General features: G+C 32.2%; 25 protein-coding genes and 1 other annotated feature. Of the genes, 3 read left to right on the forward strand and 22 right to left on the reverse strand.

Going from position 1 to position 23,280, the window contains the following annotated elements; translation table 11 throughout:
- Positions 1–3: 3 nt before the first annotated feature.
- The 6 genes from dtd to ACWCL1_RS02020 all read right to left on the reverse strand — a co-directional run bounded on the left by dtd (position 4) and on the right by ACWCL1_RS02020 (position 5,282).
- Complete coding sequence (gene dtd, locus ACWCL1_RS01995) at positions 4–450, reverse strand: D-aminoacyl-tRNA deacylase (protein ID WP_454545264.1); 447 nt, start codon at positions 448–450, stop codon at positions 4–6.
- Between the two features lie 12 nt (positions 451–462).
- Positions 463–2,685, reverse strand: coding sequence for a RelA/SpoT family protein (locus ACWCL1_RS02000; protein WP_454545265.1), 2,223 nt, complete (start codon positions 2,683–2,685; stop codon positions 463–465).
- Positions 2,686–2,777: 92 nt separating this feature from the next.
- A complete protein-coding gene (locus ACWCL1_RS02005; protein ID WP_454545266.1) occupies positions 2,778–3,101 on the reverse strand; it encodes a hypothetical protein in 324 nt (107 codons plus the stop codon).
- 34 nt (positions 3,102–3,135) lie between these two features.
- Positions 3,136–3,900: a 16S rRNA (uracil(1498)-N(3))-methyltransferase gene (locus ACWCL1_RS02010; RefSeq protein WP_454545267.1), complete on the reverse strand. Its 765-nt coding sequence runs from the start codon at positions 3,898–3,900 to the stop codon at positions 3,136–3,138.
- Complete coding sequence (prmA, locus tag ACWCL1_RS02015; protein WP_454545268.1) at positions 3,900–4,787, reverse strand: 50S ribosomal protein L11 methyltransferase; 888 nt, start codon at positions 4,785–4,787, stop codon at positions 3,900–3,902. Before prmA ends, ACWCL1_RS02010 begins: the two co-directional genes overlap by 1 nt.
- A 12-nt stretch (positions 4,788–4,799) precedes the next feature.
- Positions 4,800–5,282: a DUF3013 family protein gene (locus ACWCL1_RS02020; protein WP_454545269.1), complete on the reverse strand. Its 483-nt coding sequence runs from the start codon at positions 5,280–5,282 to the stop codon at positions 4,800–4,802.
- A gap of 176 nt (positions 5,283–5,458) precedes the next feature.
- Between ACWCL1_RS02020 and ACWCL1_RS02025 the strand changes: the two genes are divergently transcribed.
- Entirely contained in the window at positions 5,459–6,418 is a 960-nt protein-coding gene (locus ACWCL1_RS02025) for a nucleoside hydrolase (protein WP_454545270.1), read from the forward strand.
- Between the two features lie 16 nt (positions 6,419–6,434).
- A complete protein-coding gene (locus ACWCL1_RS02030; protein ID WP_454545271.1) occupies positions 6,435–6,785 on the forward strand; it encodes a hypothetical protein in 351 nt (116 codons plus the stop codon).
- A gap of 24 nt (positions 6,786–6,809) precedes the next feature.
- Here the strand turns inward: ACWCL1_RS02030 and ACWCL1_RS02035 are convergent, their stop codons facing one another.
- Entirely contained in the window at positions 6,810–7,286 is a 477-nt protein-coding gene (locus tag ACWCL1_RS02035; protein WP_454545272.1) for a thioredoxin family protein, read from the reverse strand.
- A 248-nt stretch (positions 7,287–7,534) separates the two neighbouring features.
- On the opposite strand from ACWCL1_RS02035, the gene apf reads away from it, so the two are divergent.
- Positions 7,535–8,536 carry an aggregation-promoting factor gene (apf, locus tag ACWCL1_RS02040; protein WP_454545273.1) on the forward strand — a complete coding sequence of 334 codons (1,002 nt, stop codon included), beginning with the start codon at positions 7,535–7,537 and terminating at the stop codon, positions 8,534–8,536.
- Positions 8,537–8,686: 150 nt separating this feature from the next.
- Here apf and greA read toward each other — a convergent pair whose 3' ends face one another.
- The 15 genes from greA to ACWCL1_RS02115 all read right to left on the reverse strand — a co-directional run bounded on the left by greA (position 8,687) and on the right by ACWCL1_RS02115 (position 23,265).
- Positions 8,687–9,160, reverse strand: coding sequence for a transcription elongation factor GreA (gene greA, locus ACWCL1_RS02045; protein WP_454545274.1), 474 nt, complete (start codon positions 9,158–9,160; stop codon positions 8,687–8,689).
- 23 nt (positions 9,161–9,183) lie between these two features.
- The gene (gene udk, locus ACWCL1_RS02050) at positions 9,184–9,834 is read right to left on the reverse strand and encodes a uridine kinase (protein ID WP_454545275.1); all 651 of its coding nucleotides are present in this window, start codon (positions 9,832–9,834) and stop codon (positions 9,184–9,186) included.
- Positions 9,835–9,850: 16 nt separating this feature from the next.
- Positions 9,851–11,029, reverse strand: a complete 1,179-nt coding sequence (gene mltG, locus ACWCL1_RS02055; protein WP_454545276.1) for an endolytic transglycosylase MltG — start codon at positions 11,027–11,029, stop codon at positions 9,851–9,853.
- 48 nt (positions 11,030–11,077) lie between these two features.
- The gene (gene pheT, locus ACWCL1_RS02060; protein WP_454545277.1) at positions 11,078–13,498 is read right to left on the reverse strand and encodes a phenylalanine--tRNA ligase subunit beta; all 2,421 of its coding nucleotides are present in this window, start codon (positions 13,496–13,498) and stop codon (positions 11,078–11,080) included.
- Positions 13,499–13,513: 15 nt separating this feature from the next.
- The gene (gene pheS, locus ACWCL1_RS02065) at positions 13,514–14,557 is read right to left on the reverse strand and encodes a phenylalanine--tRNA ligase subunit alpha (RefSeq protein ID WP_454545278.1); all 1,044 of its coding nucleotides are present in this window, start codon (positions 14,555–14,557) and stop codon (positions 13,514–13,516) included.
- 50 nt (positions 14,558–14,607) lie between these two features.
- Positions 14,608–14,814, reverse strand: a binding site (T-box leader).
- Between the two features lie 50 nt (positions 14,815–14,864).
- Entirely contained in the window at positions 14,865–15,206 is a 342-nt protein-coding gene (locus ACWCL1_RS02070) for a winged helix-turn-helix transcriptional regulator (RefSeq protein ID WP_454545279.1), read from the reverse strand.
- Positions 15,207–15,335: 129 nt separating this feature from the next.
- Positions 15,336–15,827, reverse strand: coding sequence for an HD domain-containing protein (locus ACWCL1_RS02075; protein ID WP_454545280.1), 492 nt, complete (start codon positions 15,825–15,827; stop codon positions 15,336–15,338).
- Between the two features lie 96 nt (positions 15,828–15,923).
- Positions 15,924–16,694, reverse strand: coding sequence for a TrmH family RNA methyltransferase (locus ACWCL1_RS02080; protein WP_454545281.1), 771 nt, complete (start codon positions 16,692–16,694; stop codon positions 15,924–15,926).
- A gap of 76 nt (positions 16,695–16,770) precedes the next feature.
- Positions 16,771–17,691 carry an alpha/beta hydrolase gene (locus ACWCL1_RS02085; RefSeq protein ID WP_454545282.1) on the reverse strand — a complete coding sequence of 307 codons (921 nt, stop codon included), beginning with the start codon at positions 17,689–17,691 and terminating at the stop codon, positions 16,771–16,773.
- Between the two features lie 174 nt (positions 17,692–17,865).
- A complete protein-coding gene (locus ACWCL1_RS02090; protein ID WP_454545283.1) occupies positions 17,866–18,792 on the reverse strand; it encodes a manganese-dependent inorganic pyrophosphatase in 927 nt (308 codons plus the stop codon).
- Between the two features lie 39 nt (positions 18,793–18,831).
- Positions 18,832–19,797, reverse strand: coding sequence for a LysR family transcriptional regulator (locus ACWCL1_RS02095; protein WP_454545284.1), 966 nt, complete (start codon positions 19,795–19,797; stop codon positions 18,832–18,834).
- Positions 19,798–19,961: 164 nt separating this feature from the next.
- Positions 19,962–20,921 carry an LCP family glycopolymer transferase gene (locus ACWCL1_RS02100; RefSeq protein ID WP_454545285.1) on the reverse strand — a complete coding sequence of 320 codons (960 nt, stop codon included), beginning with the start codon at positions 20,919–20,921 and terminating at the stop codon, positions 19,962–19,964.
- A gap of 70 nt (positions 20,922–20,991) precedes the next feature.
- Entirely contained in the window at positions 20,992–21,618 is a 627-nt protein-coding gene (gene pyrE / locus ACWCL1_RS02105) for an orotate phosphoribosyltransferase (RefSeq protein WP_454545286.1), read from the reverse strand.
- Positions 21,618–22,331, reverse strand: a complete 714-nt coding sequence (pyrF, locus tag ACWCL1_RS02110; RefSeq protein ID WP_454545287.1) for an orotidine-5'-phosphate decarboxylase — start codon at positions 22,329–22,331, stop codon at positions 21,618–21,620. Before pyrF ends, pyrE begins: the two co-directional genes overlap by 1 nt.
- A complete protein-coding gene (locus ACWCL1_RS02115; RefSeq protein ID WP_454545288.1) occupies positions 22,321–23,265 on the reverse strand; it encodes a dihydroorotate dehydrogenase in 945 nt (314 codons plus the stop codon). The genes pyrF and ACWCL1_RS02115 overlap by 11 nt, the downstream gene beginning before the upstream one ends.
- Positions 23,266–23,280: the final 15 nt, after the last annotated feature.

A 23,280-nucleotide genomic window follows, 5' to 3' on the forward strand; every position in this document is an offset into this window, starting at 1 on the left:
ACATTATTTTTGATCGGTATCATAGATAATTGTTATCGGTCCATCATTTACTAAATTTACTTGCATATCTGCACCAAATTGGCCAGTCTCAACTTCAAAACCATATGATTTTAGCTGCGCATTAAATTTATCATAATTTTGTTTAGCCAAATTTGGATTTTGAGCTTGAATAAAACTTGGTCGATTTCCTTTTCTGGTTGATGCATATAACGTAAATTGTGAAACTGATAAAATTTGTCCATTTACCTCTTTAATTGACAAATTAATTTTACCATCTTCATCTTCAAAAAGCCTAGCATTTGCAATTTTGCGGGCGACATAATCAATTTGCTCCTGTCCATCGCCTTCCTTAAAGCCCACTAGTAGTAAATATCCTTTATTAATTTTTCCAATGGATTTTTGACCAACTGTAACTTCTGCAGACTTTACTCTTTGTAATACAATTTTCATGCGTTTTCTCCTTTAATGAATTGGACGTTCAACTAAATATACATCAGGAACTTTTTTAATATTATCAATTAAACGTTGCAAATGTACCTTATTTCTAATTCCTACAACTAAACTAACTGTAGTCATTTGGTTATGATCAACATTTCCATTAACAGCCTTTAATGTTTTAGTGGTATTATTAACAGCTTGTAAAATATCACTTAAAAGTCCACTGCGATTATATCCCTGAATTTTTAATTCTGCATCATAAAGTTTTTGATCATTGGATAAAATATTCCATGAAACGTCGATTAACCGTTGACCTTGCTGCCGTTGTTCACTAACATTAGGACAATCAATTCGATGAATCGAAACACCCCGTCCCTTAGTTATATAGCCAACAATTTGATCACCTGGAATTGGATTACAGCAACGACTTAAATGAACCATCATATTATCAATTCCAGCAATTAAAACATTACTTTGTTTATCTTTGCTCTCATCATTTTTATTAATGTTTTCAATTGTCTTATGCTCTTCTAACAATTGCTTTTCTTGTTTTTTACGTTCTTCATCTGCTTTTTTATCTCGGATATCCTTAGTTAATAGGTTTACAACTCCTGCAGGTTGAATATTACCAAAGCCTAATGCAACATAAAGTTCTTCTTCAGATGGAAGTTGTTTCTTATCAAGTACACGTTTAATATTTTTTTCAGTTAAAACCTTGCGTGGATTATATCCACTTTCAATTAAGGCACTATCTAAAATTTCTCGACCTTTATCAATATTTTCAAGACGATCGCGTTGTTTGAAGAATTTTTTAATTTTATTTCGTGCACGACTTGTATGCACTAATTTTATCCAATCACTGCTTGGTCCTGCCGAGTTAGCTGAAGTTAAAATATCTACAATATCACCATTTTTAATTTGGTAATCTAAAGGAACGATTTTGCCATTAACTTTTGCTCCAGTAGTATGATTTCCTACTTCTGTATGAATTGCATATGCCATATCCAAAGGACCTGCTCCTTTAGGAAGTTCAGTCACATCGCCTTTAGGTGTAAATGCATAAACGCGATCACTAAATAAATCTCCTTTAACGCTTTCCATAAAATCAGTTGCATTTGAAGCTTCATCTTGCAATTCAATGATTTCTTTAAATAAATTCAGGCGATCTCCTGTATCCGTAGCTTTAACAGGATTAGTTTTCCCTTCTTTATATGCCCAATGAGCAGCAATCCCATATTCTGCTACACGATGCATTTCTTCAGTTCGAATTTGAACTTCAAATGGTTTTCCTTTAGGACCGATCACTGTAGTATGCAAAGATTGATACATATTAGCTTTAGGCATTGCAATATAGTCTTTAAACCTTCCCGGCATTGGTTTCCATTTAGTATGAATTGCTCCTAAAACTGCATAACAATCCTTAATTGACTTTACGACTACACGGACTGCTAGTAAATCGTAAATTTGACTAAATTGTTTATGTTGATCACGCATTTTACGATAGATCGAATAAATATGTTTGGGTCTTCCATATATTTCACATTCAATGTGTAAATCTTTAATGGCATCTTTAATGTCTTCAATTGCTTCATTGATACAGTTTATTCGTTCTGTACGTTTAGAGTCCATCAAATGAACAATGCGATAATATTGTTGTGGATTTAAATAACGTAAAGAAATATCTTCTAATTCCCATTTAATTGTACTGATTCCTAACCGATCTGCTAAGGGTGCATAAATTTCAAGCGTTTCATTTGCAATTCGCCGTTGTTTATCTGGACGTAAATGTCCTAAAGTGCGCATATTATGCAATCGATCTGCTAATTTAACGATAATAACTCGCAAATCTTTGGCCATTGCTAATAATAATTTACGATGATTTTCTGCAAGTTGATCTTGATGCGATTTATACCGAATTTTTCCTAATTTGGTAACTCCATCAACGATCACCTCAACATCATGCCCAAATAATTCTTCAATATCACCTAATGTTACATTTGTATCTTCAACTACATCATGTAAAAAACCGGCCGCCACAGTCGCTGGATCCATTTTTAAATCAGCCAAAATTCCCGCAACTTGAATTGGATGAATAATATAGGGTTCACCTGACTTACGATATTGTTCACCATGAACATAAGTAGCAAATTCACATGCCTTTTTTACTAATTTTACATGTTCATCATTCATATACTGACTACAAATTTCAATTACATCATCTGCAGACCAAATTGTTTCTTTTTCCATGTAATCACCTCAATTATTAATAAATTTTTGATGATATCTTTAAAAAAAGAAGATGTGACCAGAATTTTAAACTGTCATACCTTCTTTAAAAATTAATTTTTAAATATTCCATATGTGAGTAAACTAGCAGCTAAAAAGAAAAAGGCTACTACACTTAATACACTCATAAAAAACATCTTTGCTGTTAATAAAAACATTAATGGGAAAATTAATAGTACCCACCAAACATCATCTCGTTTTCCAGCAATAAATCCCTGAACAATTGCCAAAATCATATCAAATCCAAAAATTATAAATCCAATTTTTGTTACATCACTTGCATTAAATACTTGAAATAAATATGGAATTCCAAATGTAAAGATAAGAGCTACTACTACATATTTAAAAAAATTTGTTTTGTTTTTTAATTTGATCATATAAACCAACCTTCATAAAATCTTTATTAATATCTTACTCTAATTCAAAGGCAAATGAAAGTGCCGCCAACAAATACAACGGAGCTGTTTCAGCTCGGAGTATTCGTGGTCCTAATCCAACTGTTTCGAATCCATATTGTCTTAATTCATCAATCTCCGTTAAATCAATTCCACCTTCAGGACCAAAAAGTGCAATCATTTGCCCATCTAAATTTTCCTTCAAATTATCAAATTCTTGATTTAAGGCTGTTTTTTCACCTTTTTTTGCTGATTCTTCATAAGCTACTATCTTACTTTGATAATTTTGCGCCAACTCACCAATATTTTTAATTGAGGTTTGCCAACTAACTTTAGGAATATGTGTACGATGTGACTGTTCGGCCGCATTTTTAGCAATTGTTTGTAATCTTGTGATTTTTTTATTAACTTTTTTTTCATTCCAGCGTGCAACTGAATATTTACTATTAAAAAAGATAAATTGATCTGCACCTAACTGAGTTCCTTTTTTTACAATTTCTTCCGCTTTGTCTCCTTTAGAAACTCCACAAACAATTGTAACTTTAACTGGTAATTCGACAGATTGTATAAGCTCATCTTGAATCATAAAATATCCTTCTTTTTTCTTTAATTCAGAAATTTCACAAAGAAAAACTTTCTCTTTTTTAGTAACTAATTCAAATTGACTACCTTCTTTCATCCGCAAAACATTGATTGCATGATGAAAAATCCCTTCTGGTAAAAGTAACTTTTTATTTTTTTGCTGAATTTCAAATTCTTCGTTTGTAAAAAAGCGTTGCATTAAATTTCATCCTTCGATAAATGGGCAATAATTGAAAACCAATCTTTTTGTTGTAAAATCTCGTCAATTACAAAGCCATTTTCTTGTAATTTTGTTATAATTTCATTCTTTTTATCCTTAATAATTCCGGAGGTAATTAACTTCCCACCATTATTTAATCTTTCTTTTGCCTGTGGAATTAATGGGATAATTATTTCTGCAAGAATATTAGCTACAATTAAATCTACTTTTTGATCTATCCCTTCTAATAGATTATTGGTTGCTACATGAACATCTTTAGCAATTGGATTTAAAGATAAATTTTCCTTAGTTGCCTTAATTGCTTCATCATCAATATCATATGCATCAACTTTTTTTACACCTAAATACTTTGCTGCAATGCTCAAAATTCCAGAACCTGTTCCTACATCAATCATGGATTCATTGCCTCGAATTGTCTTTTCCAAGGCTAACAATGCTAAACTAGTGGTTGGGTGAGTCCCTGTTCCAAATGCTCGTCCTGGATCTAAACGAATAACCATTTCATCAGGCATTTCTTTTTGATATTTTTCCCAACTTGGAACAATTGTTAAATAGCGAGTAACTCTTACTGGATGATAATATTTTTTCCAAACATCACGCCATGAATCATCATTAACATTAACTAGCGTTAATTTTGCTTTTCCTGGATCTAACCCATATTGTTTTAATCCTTCAATTTTAATCTTTAATTCAGGAAATTTTTCGACAATATTAATTGTATCTGGGAAATAAGTGATGATTTTAACCTCATCTTGGCCTTCTTGATCGTCAATTTGAACTCCTCCAGCTTCATTTTCCATTAAAATATTCGTAACTGCATCAATTGCTTCATTAGTAGTTTCTACGATTAATTCTGTCCAATTCATTCGATATTCTCCTTAAAATTTAGGATATGGCAAAATTTCCTGTTCATCTTTGTTTTCTTCAACATAGTTTTCAAAATTTTGCATGTTCCAATCCAAATTAAATACTTCAATTTCATCTTGGTTTATAAAATCTAGTAAATCTGATTCACCATTATCCAAAGTTTCTTTTAAAACCGTTAAAAATGCATCTGCTTTTCCTTTTGTCCATCCTTTTTTCCCATTAAAAGAAAGTGTTATTAAATAATCATTTTCATTAAAAGAACATGGTTTAGTTTGATCATACAAAAGAATTTCATCAACAAAATTTATCACTGGTTCAATTGAACTAACGTTATTAGAGTCAATTATTTTTTGATCATCTGTATTTTCCACAAAAAATTCCATCTCTAAAATAAAAGCTCGTTGGGATTTAATCCAATTCCAATGTAATACTCCATCAAAGTCGAACTCTTCAGTATGTTGCGCTAAGTAATCGATTAAAGACTTCTTTTTCATTATATTTGTACCTCAATAATTGATCTATCTTTTTATTCTATCGTGCTTCTAACAATGTTGCAAAAAGTTTTATATCCCAAATTGGAGCGTTCCAAAAAAAATATAAAAAAATCACTGAAATCTTTAATTCTTTTTGATAGAATAAAAGCAAGATATCAGTAAAGGAGAGTCTTTTCATGGCAAAATATAAAATGATTTTAGATTTAGATACTGGCGTTGATGATGCTTTAGCACTTGCATATGCACTTGCTACTCCCGAATGTGATTTAATTGGAATTGTATGTTCATACGGAAATGTAATTACTAAACAAGCAGCTCAAAATAGTTTAGATTTACTTGAATTATTAGGTCATCCTGAAGTTCCTGTATTTATGGGAGCAAACCATTCAAGTACAACTGATCATTTTGATGTTATGCCAATTAGTCAAAAAATCCATGGTAAAAATGGAGTAGGCGATGTTTCACTTCCAAAAGCTCAACGAAGTATTGAACAGCAATCGGGTGTAGACTTTTATATTGAAGCTGCACATAAATATCAAGGCTCATTACTGATTGTTCCTACAGGTCCATTAACAAACCTTGCTGCTGCAATTCAAAAAGATCCTGAAATTGTTTCTTTAATTGGCCATGTTACGTTAATGGGGGGAGCTTTGACTGTTCCAGGAAATGTCAGTCCTGTAACAGAAGCTAATATTAATCAAGATCCTCATGCTGCTGATATTGTTTTTAGAAGTTCACTACCATTAACAATGATTGGTTTAGATGTTACTACTCGGACATTATTAACCAAAGATGAAACTCAACTTTGGCGTGAGTTAAATACTTTTTCTGCAAGTAAATACGCTGATATTGTTGATTACTACATTGATTCATATAAAATTACAAGTCCACATTTAAATGGATGTGCCCTTCACGATCCGTTAGCAGTTGCTGCTGCTGTTGATCCAAGTATCATTCAAACAATTTACTTAAATATGAAAGTAGATACTAATGAACCATATGCAGGACGAACTATTGGTGATGAAAAACGCATCAATGAGCCTGCTTCAACTACTCAAGTTGCAGTTAATGTTGATCGGACTCGTTTCGTTACTATGTTTATGGAAAAATTATCCGATTTACTTAAACAAAATTAAACTAGGAGTTTTTATTTTGGGATATATTGGCGTTTCATTATATGTTTTTTGGCTTTTACTGACAATGTTTAAATTTGGATCTTCACCACAAGATCGTAGTTTTTCATATAGTAAAGCTATTTTTGGAAATATTGTTTGGTATTATAATTTAAGAACAATTCTTTTCTTAATTTCAGCTTTTATAATTGCTTATTATGTTCCACTTAAAATTGCATACTTACTCATTTTCCTAACCGCCATTTTTTTAGGAATTACTTGTTTAAAAAATTTTTTTAAGTTGATTGGTAATCCCTGGGTTGATTTAGGGTTGGCAACTGTATCTACTTTAACTGCTGTTTTAAGTGGAATATTTATCTTAAAAAAATAGGAGGCTTACTAGCCTCCTATTTTTTTAATAATGTGCTGTAATGAAATCTTCTAGTTCTTCATCAAAATTATAACGAGCAACTTTTCCTTGATCGATGTGTAGTAACATTGGAATTTTATTAATTTCAAGTTCTTCCATTAATTTTTTTAAAATTGGATTAGTTGCTTTTTTCGTTGTATCAATGTAGTAAATATTAACTCCCTTTTTTCGTGCTACATAACTTAATCGTGGAGCAAAATTTAAACATTCTGGATTAGATTTTTTACCGAAATACACAAAGAAGCGATCACGATTTTTAATTAATTCATCCCAATTATGTGCCCGAATTTTTATAAAGAAGTGTATCACTTTATCATAAACTTTTTTCTCCCAAAATAATACTTTCTTTTCTTCAAACGTTAACTGGTTATTCAATTTATTTTGATAGCATTTAATAACATATGCTCCTAAAAGAAGTCCTGCTGCTGATAATGTTAAATTTATCTTTTGTTTTTTATTCATTTCATCGCCTCCATAGTATAGTGTAGTGTACATTTATATTATACATTGTTTCCTACTTTAATGCTTAAGTTTGATATATTACAAAATATTACAATAATTACAAATTAGTATCAAAAAGTAATATTACTGGCATATAAATGTTATCTTTCTTAGTTATAATTTTAAGTGATAGTTCAATCAGGAACTATATTGGTTTTTATTGAAAATATACATACTTGAATTATTTATTTTAGGAGTGAACTTTTTAAATGAAGTTAAACAAAGTTTTAGTATCAGCAGCTGCTCTTTCAGGGATTGCAGCCGCAACTACAGCCGCAAATGCAGATAGTGTTACTGTTAAAGCTGGTGATACTGTTTCAGAATTAGCTGAAAAATATAATACGACTGTTGAACAAATTAAAAATGAAAATAATTTAACTGATGTTAATTTTATTACTGTTGGTCAAACATTAACTATTAGTACTGGAAATGCTCAACAAGCACAACAACCAGTTCAATCTACTACACCAACTCAACAAGTTGATAATGCTCAACAACAAGCTGCTCAACAAGCTGCTCAACAAGCTGCTGAACAAGCCGCTCAACAACAAGCTGCTCAACAAGCCGCTCAACAAAAGGCTGCCGAAGAAGCTGCTGCTCAACAAAAAGCTGCTCAACAACAAGCTGCTGAACAAGCCGCTCAACAAAAAGCTGCCGAAGAAGCTGCTGCTCAACAACAAGCCGCTCAACAAAAAGCTGCCGAAGAAGCTGCTGCTCAACAACAAGCCGCTCAACAAAAAGCTGCCGAAGAAGCTGCTGCTCAACAACAAGCTGCTCAACAAGCCGCTCAACAAAAAGCTGCCGAAGAAGCTGCTGCTCAACAACAAGCCGCTCAACAAAAAGCTGCCGAAGAAGCTGCTGCTCAACAAGCCGCTCAACAAAAAGCTGCCAAAGAAGCTGCTGCTCAACAACAAGCTGCTGAACAAGCCGCTCAACAACAAACTACAACTTCAACAACTACAAGTGGTAACAATACTAACTCTTCTTCATCTGAAGAAGCCGCTAAAGCATGGATTGCTCAACAAGAATCTGATGGCAATTATTCTGCACGCAATGGTCAATATATTGGTAAATATCAATTAAGTGCTAGTTATTTAAATGGTGACTACTCTGAAGCTAATCAAGAAAAAGTAGCTGATCAATATGTTGCTAGTCGTTATGGTTCATGGGCTAATGCTCAACAACATTGGCAAGAATTTGGTTGGTATTAAAAATAAAATACTTTATTTAATCAAAAGCGCCTTAGTTATTTATAGAGGCGCTTTTTTATTTTTCTAAAATAAATAGAATAGGATTAATAGATATAAAAAATGAGACTGTAACACAACTTACAGTCTCATTTTTTATCTTATAATTATGCTTTATTTTACATCAATAATTTTTACTACCATGTCTCCACCAGGCGTATTAATTGTTACTTTTTCGCCTTTTTTATGCCCTACCAAACCTTGAGCAATTGGAGATTCATTTGAAATTTTCCCATTAAATGGATCTGCTTCTGCAGCACCTACAATTTGATAAGTTTCAGGTTCATCATCATCTTCTTGAAAAGTAATTGTCTTCCCCACTGATACTTCATCAGAGTCAACATTTTCATTATCAATGATTTCTGCATGATTTAACATATTATCAATTTCTTTAATTCGACTTTCTACAAAAGATTGTTCATCCTTCGCAGATTCATACTCTGAGTTTTCTGATAAATCACCAAATGACCGTGCAATTTTAATTCTTTTAATAATTTCTGCACGTTTATTTGTTTTTAAATCTTCTAATTCCTCTTCTAATTTCTTTTTTCCTTCCAATGTCATTGGAAATGTTTTTTCTTCAGCCATGAAAAATCCTCCTATTATTAAAATTAAGAATCTAACTCATTTTTTTGAATAATATCACGAATTTTAGTAACTAATAAATCAATTGCAACTTGATTTTCGCCACCTTCCGGCACGATAATATCTGCATATCGCTTGGAAGGTTCAATAAATTGATGATACATTGGTTTTACAGTTGAAAGATATTGGTCAATAACAGATTGTAATGAACGCCCACGTTCTTCAATATCACGTTGAATTCGTCTAATAATGCGAATGTCATCATCAGTATCTACAAAAATTTTAATATCCATTAAATCACGTAACCGAGGATCATTTAATACTAAAATTCCTTCAACTAAAATTACATCTTTAGGCTCTTGATGAATAACTTCTTGACTTCTTGTATGAATAGTATAATCATACACTGGAATATCAATAGATTTTCTTTGAAGTAATTGATTTAATTGATCAACTAATAAATCTGTATCAAAAGCATTTGGGTGATCATAATTAACCTTTTCACGTTCATCAAAAGGAACATCATCTTGTTTTTTATAATAAGAATCTTCTTGAATCATTGCAAGTGAATGACCATGAAGTTGCTCAAGAATCGCATTTGATACGGTTGTTTTACCACTTCCTGATCCCCCTGTTACTCCAATAATTACTGGTCGCTGAGTTTTATTATTTTCCATTAATTCCATCCTTTACTTATTTACTATAACCATTGTCTTTTTGAACTTTTTCTACATTTTTTTGATGTTGCTCATAATCTTTAGAGTAATAAATTTTCCCAGTTTTCATATTTGCAACAAAATACAAATAACCTTTGTTACGGTCTTTTGGATATAAAACAGCTTTAACTGCCGTCACTGGAGGATTATTATATGGACCAGGTCCTAATCCATTATTCTTATAAAGATTATATGGTGAATCAACATTTAAATCATCATATGAAATATTTTTTTTATGTTTTCCCAGTGCATACGTTACCGAAACATCTGTTTGAAGTTTCATATTTTTTTCAAGCCGATTTTCAAATACTCCAGCAATCATATATTGACTGTCTAGTGTTGTTCCCTCACCTTCTACAAGTGAAGCTAAAGTCAATGCTTGTTGTACTGTCATATTTTCTTCTTTAATCTTTTTAAAGTACGGTTGCAATTCTTGATTTTCTTTTGCAACCATTTTTTCTACTAGTTGTTTAAGAGTTTCATTGTCATCTACTGAATAAGTTGCTGGGTACAAATATCCTTCAAGTTGATATTTAACATCTTTTGCACCAACTGCAGATGATAATAAATCTGGATACTTTTCTTTTAGTTGATTTAAAAATTGTTGATCATTCATTAACGCAAGAAAATCTTTTTTCTTAAACTTAGTGTTTTTTTGAATTACATCGCCAATTTCATCAACAGTAACACCTTCACGTACTAAAACTTTACCTGATCCAATTGGTGTGCTTGAACCGCCTTTTTGTAATTTTGCTGAGATTTGAGCAAGTGACATCGAAGGCTTAAAATCATAATATCCAGCCTTAAAAGAACCTATACGCTTAGATTTAACATAATAATTAAACACAAGTCCACTTCTAATAACATGTTTTTTTTGTAAAATATCTCCAATTTCTTTATTAGTACTTCCAATTGGAATTTTTACCTCAATTGTTTGATTAGAATTTGGATTTAAAGGCTTCAAAGATTTTTGAACATAACGATAACCTAAAAAGCAGAAGAATAAAAATAGTACAATAATTAACCCAATTGTCCAATGAATAATTCGCTTAGCTAATGATGGGTTTTTTTTGATTGCATGTGAATGCTTATTAATTTTGCTTTCAACATGCGTATCATCATTTGATGTTTGTTTATTTTTTTTATCTTGGTCCAAGGCTACTCCTCCTCAAGATTAGTCTTAGTGTAATCACTTAGTTATATTTTAACGCACATTGACTTCTAATTCTTCTTGTAATTTATTAACCACCTTTTCAAAGGCAAGATTAATTTCATCATCATTTAATGTTCCTTCGTTATTCCGATAAACGAGTGTATATGCAAGTGACTTAAATCCAGTAGCAATATTTTTTCCTTGATATAAATCGAATAATTTAACATCCACTAAGAAGTGCCCACCATTTCGCTTAATTGAATCAACAATTTGTGCATTTGTAATTTCATTTGGCACTAATAAAGCAATATCACGATTAATTTCTGGATATTTAGATACAGGTGTATATACCTTAGTTGCTTTTGGAAGGGCAATAATTTGTTGCATGTCAAGCTCAAACACATAGGTTGGTTTAATTTTTAATTCTTTTGCTAAGTTAGGATGAACTTGTCCAATTAATCCAATTAATGTGTCATTTACATATATTTTAGCAGTTCTTCCTGGATGAAGTTCTTCATATTCTGCAGTAGCAACATAGTTAATCCCATCTTTAATTCCTAATGAATGCAATAAATATTCTACAATTCCTTTTGTTAAATAAAAATCAACTGGTTGTTTTTCATTATGCCAACTTGATTGATGGAATAATCCAGTTAAAGCGCCTGCAATATGTTCAACATCATCAGGGCGTTCTTGATCTTTTTGACGTAAGAAGACCCTACCTTGTTCATATAAAGCAACATCATTTACTTTGCGTGCCTGATTATATGCAATGTCATCTAATAAACCACTAATTAAATTCATTCTTAATGTAGTGTGATCTGAACTCATTGGAAAATCAAGTGCTGTAGTTTCGGCTTCATTTAACATAAAACGAGTTGCTTTAGTTTCAGTTGTAAGACCATATGAAATTGCTTGACTTAATCCCGCACCTTCTAGTAATTGACGTGCAGTTCGAATCATAGATTGCGCTTTTGTATAATGTCCTTCTGTCAAAGGCATTGTTGGTAAAGTCGTTGGAATATTATCATATCCATAAATTCGAGCAATTTCTTCAATTAAATCTGCTTGAATTTCAATGTCCCAACGACGTGGTGGCACACTAATAATTAAGGTACCGGTAGAGTCTTTATCTACCTCAAAACCTAAACGTTCAAAAATACTTGTCACATCTTCATCTGTTAAACTAGTTCCTAGTACTTTATTAATATAAGCACTTGTAATTGTTATTTCAGTATTTTTCTTACTATATGGATTAATTTCTAAAGTTCCACTAACAATATCACCATCACCTAATTTTGCAATTAATGCAGCTGCATTATCTAAAGCTTCTTGAACAGTTGCATAGTTAATTCCACGTTCAAATCGTTGAGAAGCATCTGAATGTAAATTTAATCGCCGTGCAGTCTTTCGAATCATAGAACCATTAAATACGGCTGCCTCTAAAACTATATTTTGTGATTCAGTTGTTACTTCAGTATCTAAACCACCCATAATCCCTGCAATTGCAACTGGCTTATCACCATTTGCAATTATAATGTCTGAATTCCTTAATTCTTGCTCATCACCGTTTAATGTAGTTAATTTTTCACCATTTTGGGCTAATTTAACTGCAAATTTACCACCATCAAACTGATCAAAATCAAAAGCATGAAGAGGTTGTCCATAATCCATTAAAATGTAGTTTGTAGCATCAACTACATTATTAACAGGACGAATTCCTGCGTTCCAAAGGCGTTTTTGTAACCATAGAGGACTAGGTTGTACATTAACATTTTTGATCATTCGTAACTTATAAGGTGCAACCAAATTTGAATCACTTTCTTGAAGCGAAATGAAATCATCAATTTTATAATCTGAATTTTCTTTTACCTCAGGATGTTCAAAATTAACATTGCGATCATAAATAGCTGCAATTTCGTGAGCAACGCCTCGCATACTCAATAAGTCACCCCGATTAGGAGTAATATCAAGATCAATAATACTTTCATCCATTCCTAAGTATTTAAATACTGGTTCACCAGGAATTGCATCTGCTGGTAAAACATAGATTCCATCTTTGTACTTTTCAGGAACAACTTTGTCTTCAAATCCAATTTCTTGTAAGCCACAGATCATTCCCATTGAAATTTCGCCACGCATCTTACTTTTTTTAATCTTAACATGACCAGCGATCCATGAATTAGGTAATGCCACAATTACTTTTTGTCCAGCAGCAATATTAGGAGCGCCACAAACAATTTGATAAGGTTCATTATCACCAACATCTACTTGACAAATGTGCAAATGATCAGAGTTTGGATGAGGAACGCATTCTAGTACATATCCCACTACAATTTTCTTTTGACCTTCTTCACGTTTAGAAACACTGTCAACTTCAACCGCAGTTCTTTCAATTTTTTCACCCAATTCAACAGGATCAATATCATCAACTTTTACATATTCATTTAACCATTTTGTTGAAACCTTCATTGAAATGACTCCTTCCTAGCCTTTTTGTGAAAATTGATTTAAGAAACGTAAATCATTTAAGTAAAATTCACGAATATCATCAACACCATATTTCAACATTGCAAACCGATCTGGACCTAATCCAAATGCAAATCCGCCATAAACTTCTGGATCAACACCTGCCATTTTCAAAACATTTGGATGTACCATTCCAGCACCTAATACTTCAATCCAACCGCTATATTTACATACCGCACAACCTTTTCCTTCACATTTAAAGCATGACACATCTACTTCAGCAGAAGGTTCTGTAAATGGAAAATAACTTGGCCGTAAGCGAATTTGACGATCTTCACCAAAAATAGTCTTAGCAACTAATTCCAATGTTCCTTTTAAATCTGCCATAGTAATATTTTTGTCTACTACTAACCCTTCAACCTGATGGAATTGGTGAGAATGAGTAGCATCATCAGTATCACGCCGATACACTTTTCCTGGTGAAATCATTTTTAATGGTCCCTTAGAAAAATCATGCTTTTCTAGAGTTCTTGCTTGCACTGGAGATGTTTGAGTTCTCATTAATGTTTTATCAGTAATATAAAATGTATCTTGCATATCTCGTGCTGGGTGATCAGGAGGTAAGTTTAACATTTCAAAATTATAGTGATCTTCTTCAACTTCAGGTCCTTCAATAATTTGAAAACCTAACCCTAAGAACAATTTTTCAATTTCATCAATGACTTGAGTCAATACATGTGCTTGGCCTGCTTTAACAGGTTCACCTGGTAAAGTTACATCAATTTTTTCTTTTTCTAATTTCTTAGCAATTTTTTCAATTTCCAATTCATTTTGACGATTGGCAATTGCTTCTGTTAACTCATCACGTACTTTATTAGCAAGTGCTCCTACTTTAGGACGCTCTTCTTTACTTAAATCACGCATTCCACGTAAAACTTCTGTAATTGACCCTTTTTTCCCTAAAAGTTTTACTCGAATATCATCAACTGCTTTGGCATCTGCAGATTTAATGACCTCAAGTCCTTTATTGCGAAGTTCTTCAAGACGCTCTTGCAAGTCCATTTTTTTCATTCCTTTCATTCATAAAACGCAAACAAAAACCTCATCCCTAAAAAAGGGACGAGGTTTTCGCGGTACCACCCTTGTTTTGTTTAAAACAACACTTCATTTAAATAACGGCTTAAAAACCGGATTGTCTTCGATAAATTTCCAACAATCACTCGGGAAGTGAATTCAATTAAAGTTAAGTAAGTTTTTCCCACTATCAAACTCTCACTGAACTTAAACTTTAACCTACTATTTTCCGTCTACGCTTTAATCTTCTAATAACTAAGTTTATCGTGAATTTTAAATTCCGTCAAGTTATTCTTTATTTACAATCTTCTAAAGAGTACCATTTATCTGCCCAATCATGAATTGAATCCATGACTGCCTTTAAATCTTCACCACGTGGAGTTAGTTGATACATATTACGGCATGTATTTGAAGGAACTTTTTCAACTAATTTTTCTTCTTCTAATTCTTTTAAACGTTCAACTAAGACACGATCACTGCACTTACTTACTTTTTCAGAGATTTCTTTAAATCTTTGAGGTCCTTCTGATATTAAAACTTCTAAAATTAGTCCATTCCATTTGCGTCCTAAAATACTGAATGTTTTTTGAAATTTTGGACACAAATTAAATTGACTTTCATAATCTGACTTTGCCATTCCAATCTCCTTTCTATTCTTCTAAAAAAAGGCTGGGACTTTTAGTCGCAACCTTTCTAAAATATTTTTCATTAATTACTAAAATAATGTTGCACCATTATTTTACAACAAAAACTTACTTTTTAAAAGTTAATTTGCAAACGTATGCACTAATTTTTCTGCTTTATTAAGCAAATGATGACTATATTCTTCTACAGCTGATAATTTATCAACAATTGTTACAATATAACCTTCAGAATACTTAGGAGGCAAAAGCGTTGCTCCCCACATATGTTTAATAATAATATCCTTTTCCTTATCTGATAACTTAGTTATTTTTTCAGCATTTCGAACTGCTACACGCGGATGAATCCACGCATGTGTTCCTAAATTAAATTTAGTATCACGCCAATCATAATAGAATAAATCATGCAACAAACCCGCTCTTGCTGTGGCTTTTGCATCCAAATCCATTTTCTTAGCAATTTTATATGACTCATAAGATACTGTAATTACGTGATCTAATCGAGTTCCAAAATGATGTTGTTGATACTGTGATAATTTTTGAACTTCTGGCTTTGCTAATAAATTTTCAACATAACTCATATATTCGCGATCATTACGCCAATCACTGTTTTTCATATAAGCCTCACTATTTCTTTAAATTAATATTTCATCGTCCATAATAGTGGGATTTACTTTAAAAATCAAGCTCAACGATCAATTATCATGAAACTTTTAGTTATTTTTTAATTGAAACATTAGTATTCCTGCAGCAACCGCAACATTCAAAGATTCTGCTTTACCGACAATTGGAATATACAAATTTAGTGATGTTTGTTTTAATAAATCAGACTGCATCCCATTGCCTTCATTTCCCATAATTAATGCAAAATCTGAATGCTTACCAACTTGATTATATGGACGTGCTTGTGGATTTAATTCTGTTCCAAAAACTGGCTTTTTAGCTTTTTTAAAAGCCTTAATCCAAGGCTCTAATGATGCAGAAACCATTTTCAAATGGAACTGACTGCCTTGCATTGAACGGACAATTTTTGGGTTATACACATCAGCCGTGCCATTTCCAAATACAATCCCTGTAAATCCAGCAGCATCAGCAGTTCTTACCATTGTTCCAATATTTCCTGGATCTTGAACGTTATCCATAAATAGCCAAGCTCCGCTTACATTTTCTGGATTAATTTCATTTTGTTGTTTAATTTTAACAACTGCAAAAACTCCTTGCGGATGCTTTGTATCGCTTAAGTGCTTAACTACATTATCTGTGATTTGAATCATATCTGCGCCTTCTGGAACAAAAATTTCTTGCAAATACTTAAAATCTGGCGAAACCATGATTGTTTCAATTGGTTCATTAGTCCGAATAGCTTCCTTAACAAGATGCCAACCATCAAGTAAGTATTTTTGCTGATTTAAGCGTCCTTTTTTAGTATTCAATTTTGACCATGCTTTTACTTGAGAATTATTGACAGATGTAATTACTTTCAATTATTAAAATCCCCTCAAATTATAATTTCCGTTTCCTATTATACATATTAAATTACAAAAATTCATCCCTAAAAATTTAATTTTTTACTCCAATCATTTTAAAGAAATCATACACTGTCTTCTCATAAGTATCCCAATCAGTTAATAAACTAATATCATGTGGCCCATTTGGAATAGTTAATAATTCTTTATAAGGAGCTTGACAAGCAGCATAATTTTTTCGTGCCATATTACACGGAACATAGTGATCAGCTTCTCCATGAATCATTAAAATTGGAATTTTAGCATGCTGGACTGCTTTTAGTGGAGAAGAACTTTCAATTTCAAAATGCCCCATTACTTTAGCTGCAAACTTAACGAATGTATACGTAATATTTACGGGCAAATACATTTCACTAATTTCTTTTTTAATAATTGCTTTCGGAGATGTATATGCACTATCAGCAATGATTCCCACAACATTTTCTGGTAATTTTAATTCTGAAGCCATTAGAACGGTTGCACCACCAAGAGAACCACCAATCAAAACAATTTTCATTTTTTTGTTAAACCGCTTATTGAGATATGTTACCCATGACAAAACATCATAGCGTTCATTAATTCCAAATGAGATTACTTTACCATCACTTTTACCAGTAGCTCGTTGATCAACTACTAAAACATTGTGTCCGATATTACGTACTAATTTAAAAATTCCACCTGAATCATGTACTCCACTTGTTCGATATCCATTAAAGGTAATATCAATCGGTGCATTTTCATCGTACATATATAATCTTCCCCGTAATGTTAATCCATCAAAAGATTTAGTTGTAACCTGTTCATAAGGCTCATTAACCAAATGATCAACTAGTTCGCTCATTTCATTATAGTAAGGCATGTATTGCTTTGTATTAGGGAAATCATGAAAATCTTCCTTCCGATGTGGATTAGAATAAAACGCAGTATTAAAACAATACATTGTGATCAAACAAATCGTTAAAAAAGCAAGTAGCATCTCAAATCATCCTTAGTTATATAAATTTTATATTATATAACAGCATACAATCGTTGACGATAAATAGCAAAAATAACTGCCAAGTTAAAAGATTAAAATTATATCCTACTTAATTTATGCAAATAAAAAAAGCCATGACAAAGGTCATAGCTTCTTTTACTATCAATATTTTGATTATGCATTAAATGCTGCTTCTAGTTGAGGGACGATTTGTTTCTTTCGTGAAACTACTCCTGGAAGATCCATTTTATTATCAACTAATTCTTTCCCAAAAGCTGTTTCAACAACACTTTGTGGTTCACCTACTACTAATAAACGTGTATTTGAATCCAAAATATTTGTAACCATTAGTAAGAATAAATCATAACCATTTTCTTCGTTTTGCTTTTCAATTGCAGCACGTAATCCTTCTTCACGATCAAAAACTTCACTTAAATCAACTGTATTCACTTGGTCAACACGGACAGTTGTGCCATTCATATCAAATGATTTGGCATCTTGAGAAATTAAAAATTCATCTGACTTACTTGAAAGATTTGTTCCTGCTTTAAGCATATCTAAGCCATATTTTTCATAATCAACACCAGCAATTTGAGCTAATTCTTTCACTGCAGCAACATCTTCAGCTGTAGTTGTTGGTGATTTTAATAATAAAGTATCAGAAATAATTGCTGACATCATCATTCCTGCAATATTAGCAGGCACTTCAATTTCATGTTGCTTAAATTCCTTAAGAATAATTGTACTACTGCATCCAAGTGGTTCTGCATGATAGTAAAGAGGAGCTGAAGTTTCAAAATTAGCAATTCTGTGATGATCAACTACATGAGTTACTTGAACCTTTTTAATATCATCTGCACTTTGTTGTGCTTCATTGTGATCAACCAACATTACGGCTTCAACTTCATTTGAAACTGTTTCAACTACACGTGGAGCAGGTTCATTAAAGTAATCTAAAACAAATTTAGTTTCTTCATTTGGTTCGCCTAAAGCAACTGCCTCAGTGTCTGCTCCTAATTTATTTTGTAAGTATGAGTATGCCTTTGCAGCTACAATGGCATCTGTGTCTGGATTTTTATGTCCAAAAATTAATTCTTTCATCGGAAAAACTCTCCTTTAAATCAATCTTCTAGTAAAAGGTTATTCCTTTTCATTTAGTTCTGTCAAGCGCGAAACATAATCTTTTTGTGCAAGATATTCATTAAATTCACTTAACATTTTTTCAATTCTTGGAATTTTTTCTTTTCCTTTACGATAAACAAATGACAACTTAAAATCAATTTCAGGTTCAAAAAAAGCAGTGTACATTTTGTCTAAACCAACATTATTAGCATTTACATAAGATGCTGGTAAAGCGGTATTAATCCCCACTTCACGTGCAAACCTATAAATTGCAGCAGATTTTGTAAAATGTGCTACTCCTTTAGGAGAATCCAACATTTCTTTTCTAAAAAAGTCGTTAATTATATCACTTAAATAGTAATCTCCTGGATATGTTACCCAAGCCTTACCTAAAGTTTCCTTTAACTTCACTCGTGAACGTTTTTTGAGTTGTTCATTTTTATGAAGAAAAACTAACTCATCATTAATAATTGTTTGGCTATCATATGGCTTCCAATTTTTAATACTTGAATCTGGCAAATACATAATTCCAATATCAATTTGATTATCTTCTAAATGTTCCCAAAGTTCTTTTCGCGATAAAACATGGAAAGAAATATTAACTTCAGGGTGAGCTTTATAGTACTTTACTGCAAAATCTGTAAATACAGCGTTTTCAATTGATGAAAGTAAACCTACATCTATTTTTCCTTGGTTAACTTCTGTTGAACGTTGAATTTGATCAGTTGCATCACTAACCATTTCATATATTTGATGAGTTGCATCTAGTAAAGTATATCCTGCATCAGATAAGTGCAACTTTTTACCTACATTGTAAAAAAGTGGTGCACCCAAACTATGCTCTAATTTCTTAATTTGTTGCGTTAACGCAGGTTGAGAAATACCCAATATCTGTGCAGCCTGCGTATAATTCATTGTTTCTGTTAATTGTAAAAAATAATCGAGGGCTTTAGAAGGTAAAAAACTACCTTTTGTATTTTTCATTATTTGAATTCCTTTCAATAAGCTTAATATTTCGTACCGGACGTATAATTTTTATACATATTTTATACATAATTCATTTATATCATAGCGCTAGTGATATGAATGTAATTCTTTTTAATAAAAAAAGAATTAAAGCAATTTGGAATTTAATTGCTTCAAATTCTCTATTTTGCCTTAAGCGTTTTTTTAAGTTCATTTTGAATTTTTTGTAAGTTGCTTTGTGGAACAACTTCATATGAAACTCCATTAATCATCTCAGTTTGTCCTTGCAATTGTAATTGATTAATGTTTTTACCACCACGGTAATGTATGAAAATCTTTTGCATATCACTGAATGTAAGATTTGTCTTCATATTGGCAGATAATACATTTAAAATACTCTTATACTTTACAATGCTTTTTACACTTGCAAGTTTTTCAATCATTGCAGTAACTACTTGTCGTTGTCGCATTTGTCTTCCATAATCGCCATTCGGGTCTTCATGACGCATTCGGATATACGCAAGAATATTACTACTGTCAATTGTAATTTCACCTTTTTCAAAATGAATACCATCGCTTGTAAAATCCAAATTATTATTAATTTTAACAGGACCAATTGCTGCTGATAACTCTTTTAGCCCCTTCATATTAAGCTCAATATAGTAGTTAATTGGAACTCCTAAATAACTTTCAACTGTATTCATCGCTCCGCTAATTCCATCATAAGAATATGCCGCATTAATTTTGTTATCAGTTCCATGACCTGCAATTGAAACCTTTGTATCACGCGGAATACTTACTAATGTTGTCTTATGATTGTTAACGGCAGCAACCATGATAGTATCAGATCTACCTTGATAGGATCTTCCATATTCTCCTGTATCTGCACCTAAAATCAAAACAGAAAATGGATGCCTACCATCCAATTTGATAGTTTGTTCTTGTTTCACCTTTTTATATGTATTTTTTAATGCGCTATTGGCATCATAATACATTTTCGCAATTGCCAACACATCAACAAGCAAAAAAATGCCTAATATAATCCCCAATTTCTTACCCCACCCCATCTTCTTTCGCTTACCATGTGAATGATGATGTCGATGGTGATGCCGATGTTGATGTAAATCATCATGATCAGCCATATTCATTCCTCCATAATATAGTCTCAAACACGATAATTATAGCAATATGTGAGATTAAGGTAAAGTCTATTTATTGCTGAACGTTCCATTTTTCTGGTGATTTACGCCATTTCTTTAATATTTCAAGTTGTTTTTCAGTAATATATTTTTCTTCTTTAGCAACTTCGAGTAGTTCTGAATAGTTCGTTAAAGTCGTAAAACTTAATTTAGCATCAATGAAATTTCGTTCAACTACTGGCAATTGATAACTAAAAATAGCACTTACCCCAATTACATTTGCGCCATCCTTTTTAGCTGCTTCGACTGCCTTTAAGACACTTCCGCCAGTCGATAGTAAATCATCAATTAATACCGTTTTGGCATTTTTCTTTATAATTCCTTCAATTTGTTTACCTCTTCCGTGATCTTTCGGTTTTGAACGCACATAAATTAAAGGTAAATTTAAAATCTCTGCAACCCATGCTGCATGGGGAATTCCTGCAGTTGCTACTCCACCAATCACTTCTACATTTGGAAAATTAGTTTTAATTTGATTAGCAATTCCTTGTGCAATTTCTTTTCGAATTTCTGGATAACTAATTGTCAATCTATTATCACAATAAATTGGACTCTTAATTCCACTTGCCCATGTAAAAGGTTCTTCTGGTGAAAGTTTCACTGCGTCAATTTTAAGTAAATTTTTAGCAACCGATTTCATTATGATTCCTCCATCCATTCAGTTTTAATTCTTTGATATGCTTTAATTGGATCATTACTTTGTGTAATTGATCTGCCAACAACCAGTCCGTTAGAATGATTTTGTGCAGCCTTTTGCGGAGTTACTACACGTTTTTGATCATTAACATTATCACCTAATAAACGAATTCCTGGTGTAATCTTTAAAAAGTCCGCTCCACATGCGTCATAAATCAATTGTGATTCATTGGCTGAGCAAACCACCCCACTCACCCCACATTTTTGAGCAAGTTTGGCATAATTTACAACACTGTTTTCAAGTGAAGCATCGACTAATTGTTCTTTTTTTAACATCTGAGGAGTAATTGAAGTTAATTGAGTAATTGCTAAAATTTTAGGAATATGATTTGGATTGCCTTCCTTTGTACCTAATACTGCTGCTTGCATCATTTCCGAACCACCAGCTGCATGAATTGTTGTTAAATCTACACCTAATTTACTAATTACTTTCATTGCTTGTTCTACAGTATGAGGAATATCATGACATTTTAGATCCAGAAAAATTGAGTATCCCCGTTCTTTTAATGCCTTAATCAGATCTTGTCCCTCACTATAAAATAATTCCATTCCAACCTTAACAAATAACTTTTGCTCTTTTGGGAATTGATTTAAAAAATCAAAAGTAATTTCTTTATTGGGAAAATCTAATGCAATGATTGGCTCATTAATTTTCATTATTAAACTCTTCTTTCACTTGTTGTTTTAAACTTTCAATACTTGAAATTTCTAGCTCATTTAATCGTTCTTCAAGTGCAGTTGCTAAATGGGGAATAATCTTTTCGTCTTTAAAATGAGCCGAACCAACTCCAACAGCACTAGCACCTGCTAAAAACATTTCGATCACATCATCAACATTTTCAACTCCACCCATTCCAATAATTGGAAGGTCAACATTATGAGCAACTTGATAGATCATTCGAATTGCAATTGGCTTAATTGCTTCACCTGAAAAACCACCAATTTTATTTCCAATAACTGGTTTACGCGTTTTTACATCAATATGCATTCCTAAAACAGTATTAATCATTGAAAGTCCATCTGCTCCACCTTTTTCTACTACTTGAGCAATTTTTACAATATCAGTTACATTAGGCGAAAGTTTTACATAAACTGGAAGATTGTCACTTACTTTCTTAACTTCACTAGTTAATCTTTGCGCAATTTGAGGGTCGGTTCCAAAACTCATTCCACCTTGACTAACATTAGGACAAGAAATATTCAACTCTAATGCGTTTAACATATGACTATTAGCTAGTTTAGCAGCTACCTCAATATAGTCGTTTTCGCTTGCCCCTCCTACACTTCCAATTATTGGTAAATCAGGATATTTTTCACGTAATCGTGGTAATTTTTCATTAACAACTACATCTACTCCGGGATTTTTTAATCCTACTGAATTTAATATGCCATTAGGTAATACTGCAATCTTAGGATCTAAATTACCATTTCTTTCACTTGGAGTAGTAGTTTTGATCACCAGTGCACCCAATTGATTTAAATCCATATTTTCTGCTTGTGGAGTATCACCAAATCCAAAAGTTCCACTTCCTGGCATTAAAGGGTTTTTCATCTTTAATCCGGGCAAATTTACTTCAATTCTCTTATTCATTTTGATTTCCTCCTG

This window comes from Ligilactobacillus sp. LYQ135, from assembly GCF_053711055.1.

Excerpts from the sequence above, each read along its gene's own strand:
- dtd (WP_454545264.1), bottom strand. The coding sequence starts at position 450 with ATGAAAATTGTATTACAAAGAGTAAAGTCTGCAGAAGTTACAGTTGGT.
- ACWCL1_RS02000 (WP_454545265.1), bottom strand. The coding sequence starts at position 2,685 with ATGGAAAAAGAAACAATTTGGTCTGCAGATGATGTAATTGAAATTTGT.
- ACWCL1_RS02005 (WP_454545266.1), bottom strand. The coding sequence starts at position 3,101 with ATGATCAAATTAAAAAACAAAACAAATTTTTTTAAATATGTAGTAGTA.
- ACWCL1_RS02010 (WP_454545267.1), bottom strand. The coding sequence starts at position 3,900 with ATGCAACGCTTTTTTACAAACGAAGAATTTGAAATTCAGCAAAAAAAT.
- prmA (WP_454545268.1), bottom strand. The coding sequence starts at position 4,787 with ATGAATTGGACAGAATTAATCGTAGAAACTACTAATGAAGCAATTGAT.
- ACWCL1_RS02020 (WP_454545269.1), bottom strand. The coding sequence starts at position 5,282 with ATGAAAAAGAAGTCTTTAATCGATTACTTAGCGCAACATACTGAAGAG.
- ACWCL1_RS02025 (WP_454545270.1), top strand. The coding sequence starts at position 5,459 with ATGGCAAAATATAAAATGATTTTAGATTTAGATACTGGCGTTGATGAT.
- ACWCL1_RS02035 (WP_454545272.1), bottom strand. The coding sequence starts at position 7,286 with ATGAATAAAAAACAAAAGATAAATTTAACATTATCAGCAGCAGGACTT.
- apf (WP_454545273.1), top strand. The coding sequence starts at position 7,535 with ATGAAGTTAAACAAAGTTTTAGTATCAGCAGCTGCTCTTTCAGGGATT.
- greA (WP_454545274.1), bottom strand. The coding sequence starts at position 9,160 with ATGGCTGAAGAAAAAACATTTCCAATGACATTGGAAGGAAAAAAGAAA.
- udk (WP_454545275.1), bottom strand. The coding sequence starts at position 9,834 with ATGGAAAATAATAAAACTCAGCGACCAGTAATTATTGGAGTAACAGGG.
- pheT (WP_454545277.1), bottom strand. The coding sequence starts at position 13,498 with ATGAAGGTTTCAACAAAATGGTTAAATGAATATGTAAAAGTTGATGAT.
- pheS (WP_454545278.1), bottom strand. The coding sequence starts at position 14,557 with ATGGACTTGCAAGAGCGTCTTGAAGAACTTCGCAATAAAGGACTTGAG.
- ACWCL1_RS02070 (WP_454545279.1), bottom strand. The coding sequence starts at position 15,206 with ATGGCAAAGTCAGATTATGAAAGTCAATTTAATTTGTGTCCAAAATTT.
- ACWCL1_RS02075 (WP_454545280.1), bottom strand. The coding sequence starts at position 15,827 with ATGAAAAACAGTGATTGGCGTAATGATCGCGAATATATGAGTTATGTT.
- ACWCL1_RS02085 (WP_454545282.1), bottom strand. The coding sequence starts at position 17,691 with ATGCTACTTGCTTTTTTAACGATTTGTTTGATCACAATGTATTGTTTT.
- ACWCL1_RS02090 (WP_454545283.1), bottom strand. The coding sequence starts at position 18,792 with ATGAAAGAATTAATTTTTGGACATAAAAATCCAGACACAGATGCCATT.
- ACWCL1_RS02095 (WP_454545284.1), bottom strand. The coding sequence starts at position 19,797 with ATGAAAAATACAAAAGGTAGTTTTTTACCTTCTAAAGCCCTCGATTAT.
- ACWCL1_RS02100 (WP_454545285.1), bottom strand. The coding sequence starts at position 20,921 with ATGGCTGATCATGATGATTTACATCAACATCGGCATCACCATCGACAT.
- pyrE (WP_454545286.1), bottom strand. The coding sequence starts at position 21,618 with ATGAAATCGGTTGCTAAAAATTTACTTAAAATTGACGCAGTGAAACTT.
- pyrF (WP_454545287.1), bottom strand. The coding sequence starts at position 22,331 with ATGAAAATTAATGAGCCAATCATTGCATTAGATTTTCCCAATAAAGAA.
- ACWCL1_RS02115 (WP_454545288.1), bottom strand. The coding sequence starts at position 23,265 with ATGAATAAGAGAATTGAAGTAAATTTGCCCGGATTAAAGATGAAAAAC.